This is a genomic window from Pseudoflavonifractor phocaeensis (genome assembly GCF_016901955.1).
Lineage (GTDB): Bacteria > Bacillota > Clostridia > Oscillospirales > Oscillospiraceae > Flavonifractor > Flavonifractor phocaeensis_A.
Map to the genome: position 1 here is coordinate 1 of NZ_JACJLC010000147.1, position 3,765 is coordinate 3,765.

Consider the following 3,765-nt stretch of genomic DNA (forward strand, 5'->3'; position numbering starts at 1 on the left):
TGACAGCTTCTTCTCTTTTGCCTTTTGCCCTGAAAACTTCGATGTTGGCAGGGCCGGTTTCGTGCACCCTTTTTCATCTGTCCTGAACCGTTACCTGCTTTCACACTATCCTGCTGCTCTTTGGTCGGTGCATCCCCGTGCTCATACTCCATCCATATCTTGGTTGCACCTGCTGCCTTGAGTTCCCTCACCTGACGGTCGATATCTTGTCGAGTCTCATTGGTGCTGCATCTGGCATACCCATGTGTAACGATAATCCCCTCTTGTTTTTTCGTTCCAGTTTTCATGCATTTTATCCCCTTGGAGGCCCCCGTTTTGGGGCCCTCCCGTGTGTAACGGCAAACATGTGTTTTACGGACAGCTCTCTGCCACTTTGAGCTTTGCCTCAATTGCCTGCTCGATCTTGTCTCTAATTATCCTGCACGCCAGCCGGTAGACACAAGGGTTAACGCCAGCAGGGGGTGGCCTGGAGGTAATCGCCACAAACGCAGACATGGCCCACATCATGGACTCGATATCAGCGTGGGATATCAGAGGCCACAGGGTCTCATCCGTCCAATCGGTCAGGTCGTCATCGCAGGCAACCCAGCCGAGGGTGAGTGCCTGGATCTTTGCGTAACTATCCATCCATATCATGGCGACTCCTCCTGTCCCGTATCGGTGCCAATGCGCGGCTTGGCCTTGTCCCCTGACTCCCTGTGGGCAGGTACTGGATATCTCTCCCGCATCTTATCGTGCATATCGCAGAGGAGTCCATCGAGGTGTTCCTTAATCTCTAAGTATTCTCCGACCGTATTTATGCCATCATCTACGCATAGGGTATACATAGCTGCAATCGCTGCCGCCCCATCCTCCATGGCAATCATGTACGGGCTCTCGTCAACCGACAAGCACATAGTCTCTGCGATACTCCTCGCCTGTTTTTCCTGGTCTTTTTTCTCGCCTTTTTCCCTGACTTCCTTTAAAATTTTGCGATACTTATCCACGTTTACTCCTCTCCCATCGGTCTGTGAGACGGGAATTGATCCAACATCTCGTCCTGCAGGTCATCGATCAGATGCACCAAGCGTTCTTTTATTGCCTGATAGTGATTAACGGTATTGATATTGTGACTGGTACACAGGATGTACAGTGCCGTCAATGCAGCTACGCCGTTGTCCAGCGCGAAAATATACGGGGCATCATCGACCAACCCGCACAGCCTGGGCATCAGGTACTCAATCTTACGCTCGCGATCCTGATCTTCTTGGGCCAGTACTTCCTTGAGGATTTTCCGGTATCTGTTCATGGGTCATCTCTCCTTGTTTTTCAAAACATCCAAGATGATTGTACGTGCAAACACAGCGAGCGGTGTACCGCCGCTTTCTTGGGCTGCTTGTGATATGGCCTCGTACTCGCTATTTGTTAGTAACAACCGAATACACCGATTGCGCTCCTGCCGGATCTGCCGCCAAAAGGGTTCTATATGATATTTTGCCGCCAAAGAGTCCAGTTGCCCGGGCTGTATGCCCATCTTTGCGGCCAGATCATTTTTACCGTATACCACACCTGCCTCCTTGTAGGACAAGAGCCTCTCCAGCAGTGGGTCAATTGGCTCAATGGCCGGTCCAAATAGAGTATCAGCATCCAAGCCGACCATCACAGCGAGCAACGCATACCGCTCCGGCGAGGATAGATGCCAACTTATGAGCCGTGATAGTACGGCGGCAGACAAGCTGGCAAAGTACTGCTCATAGATTTGCATACCGTAATACTCTCTTGCTGCTTGCTGGATTTTAGCAACACTCAGTGCCTGATGCTCGCTGATCTTGTCCACCCCACATCCTGCGTTGATCAATGCGGTATGCAGATTGTTGTATCCAACCGTTGGGGTATAGTCTCCATATAGCAGTGCCGCAATCATGTCCGCCAGCGGCTCCATCCATGGGGCAATTTCGCCATGTTCAGCCCTTTGACAGTAAACTGATATGAGAGGGAGAAACACCTCAGATAGCCGTGCGAATTTAATGGGCACAGTAACAAGCGGGATGTTATGCATCGGGCAGTAGCCCAAGAGGGGGATCTGATGCACTCGGTGCCAATATGCCTCCCCATATTTTCTCGTATCTAAGAGATAACAGTTAGGGCAATACTTTAGTCCCTCAGTGCCGTCTGGCATCTGTGTCCGCACACTGGTGATGCCTGATCCACGGCCTGCTCGTAATACCTCCCATACCTGCCGCTTCTTGCTTAATGAAAAGAAACGAGTATAGTAGGGGAGAAGGGTATGATTAGCCAATACATCATCAATTGACAACACCCCAGGCGGTAAGTTGGATAAAATGGCGGCGCAGTCGCCTCCAGGGATAAGCCTGCCATGCACCATAGGCCGGCCACCGTATAGCTCACTGATAGTGGTTGCGTGCTTGGAATGCCCGGATCGCACATGGTAGCGGCAGAGGACGGAGTACCACCACTCTCCGGGGTAGGGTGTGGGAAAGTAGGTCAGCATCGGTGCAAGATCATCCGATGTGCAAGTGCATCAGGTCCCCAGTGCATCTTTTGGCCATCCATGGTAATCAACCTCCAGATATCCGTTTTCCTTGAGATGAGCCTGGATATCCACTTCATTGTTGTACGCAACAAGCAAATCTCCATCATCCCGCTGTGCTGCCTTGCGTCCTCTTTTGTTTGCGTATTGCCGGGGTATTTCTTCCTGCTCTTGCGGTGGCTCTGGCGTGGCTGACCCAATTTCAAAGTCAGAAATGTTGATTCCGGCTGCATAGGTCCTCAGCACCTTGATGGCCAGCAGCTCGACTGCTTGCTGAATGACTTTTTCATTTATGCAGCTACGACCTTGCAACAAGGCTTGGGCTTGTGACTCTGCAAAAATCTTGATGACATAGGCCGGGATGCCGCCGCTGCAATCGTACAACTTGTTGCAGATAGAGGTGGTCAGCGGCGCCGCCTGTGCGGTGTATTGATAGGGCCATATCTTGCTCAAAAAATCGAGATAGGCCCCGTCCGGCTTAAATGGAGCTAATCGGATGCCTCTGGTTCTCCTCTTGAGATGTTCCTGGGATACAAAGAGCTCCTCTGCGACTGGTGTTCCGATAAAATAGATTGAGGTCATCGTCTCGTTTGTGAGTTCGACCAGAAATCTCAGCAGTGGCTTCTCTTGGCGGTTTTTTCGGGCTGTCAGTACTGCGTTCTGAATCTCGTCGACTACCAATAGCCCCACATGATGGTTGGTAAGCAGGATTTTTGTCTGTACTGCGATTGCAGAGGCAGATGCCGACCGCAGGCCCTGTGTTGATTGTAGGTATTTTGAGCCGATAGCCCGATCAAGTGCGGCCATAATCCCAAATCCAAGCGTCTTGACCGAGCAATCACTCGGACATTCTACATGGAGCCACAGCACTTGCTTGCAGTAACAGGGCTGTCCTTGGTATTCCGTATGCTCAATGACTTGAGGCATCGTGGATAGACACCGGCGCACGGTAGCCGTCTTTCCACACCCCGGAACCCCCAAGATTGACCCGCTGTCTGCCTGCGTGGCATAGTTGGTGCTCTGGCTACAGTAGTAGGCGTTGATTGCCCTGGTCGACTCTACCACATCGGCCGTACGGTATGTCGTGGCGATCGCCCGGTATAGCGTGTCATAGATGGCGTACTGGTACGGCATTGGCACATATATCGAGGCGAGCGATGGCAGCAGTTCCCGTCGTTCCTCGGGTGACATCTGAGCCAGATCATAGGGGATAGGTGGGTAGCTTGCGACGGATT

5 protein-coding genes and 1 pseudogene are annotated in these 3,765 nt (G+C 51.8%); all 6 read right to left on the minus strand.

Annotated elements, in window-relative coordinates:
* Nucleotides 1-287, minus strand: a pseudogene (locus H6B51_RS17905) (hypothetical protein); the annotation flags it as partial.
* Between the two features lie 64 nt (nucleotides 288-351).
* Nucleotides 352-636, minus strand: coding sequence for a hypothetical protein (locus tag H6B51_RS16495; protein WP_204884692.1), 285 nt, complete (start codon nucleotides 634-636; stop codon nucleotides 352-354).
* On the minus strand, nucleotides 633-986 hold the full coding sequence (locus H6B51_RS16500; RefSeq protein ID WP_204884693.1) for a hypothetical protein: 354 nt from the start codon (nucleotides 984-986) through the stop codon (nucleotides 633-635). The genes H6B51_RS16495 and H6B51_RS16500 overlap by 4 nt, the downstream gene beginning before the upstream one ends.
* 2 nt (nucleotides 987-988) lie before the next feature.
* The gene (locus H6B51_RS16505) at nucleotides 989-1,288 is read right to left on the minus strand and encodes a hypothetical protein (protein ID WP_204884694.1); all 300 of its coding nucleotides are present in this window, start codon (nucleotides 1,286-1,288) and stop codon (nucleotides 989-991) included.
* Between the two features lie 3 nt (nucleotides 1,289-1,291).
* Nucleotides 1,292-2,491: a TniQ family protein gene (locus H6B51_RS16510; RefSeq protein ID WP_204884695.1), complete on the minus strand. Its 1,200-nt coding sequence runs from the start codon at nucleotides 2,489-2,491 to the stop codon at nucleotides 1,292-1,294.
* A 30-nt stretch (nucleotides 2,492-2,521) separates the two neighbouring features.
* Nucleotides 2,522-3,765 (minus strand): ATP-binding protein (locus H6B51_RS16515; protein ID WP_204884696.1); only part of this gene is annotated, 1,244 nt, incomplete at its 5' end.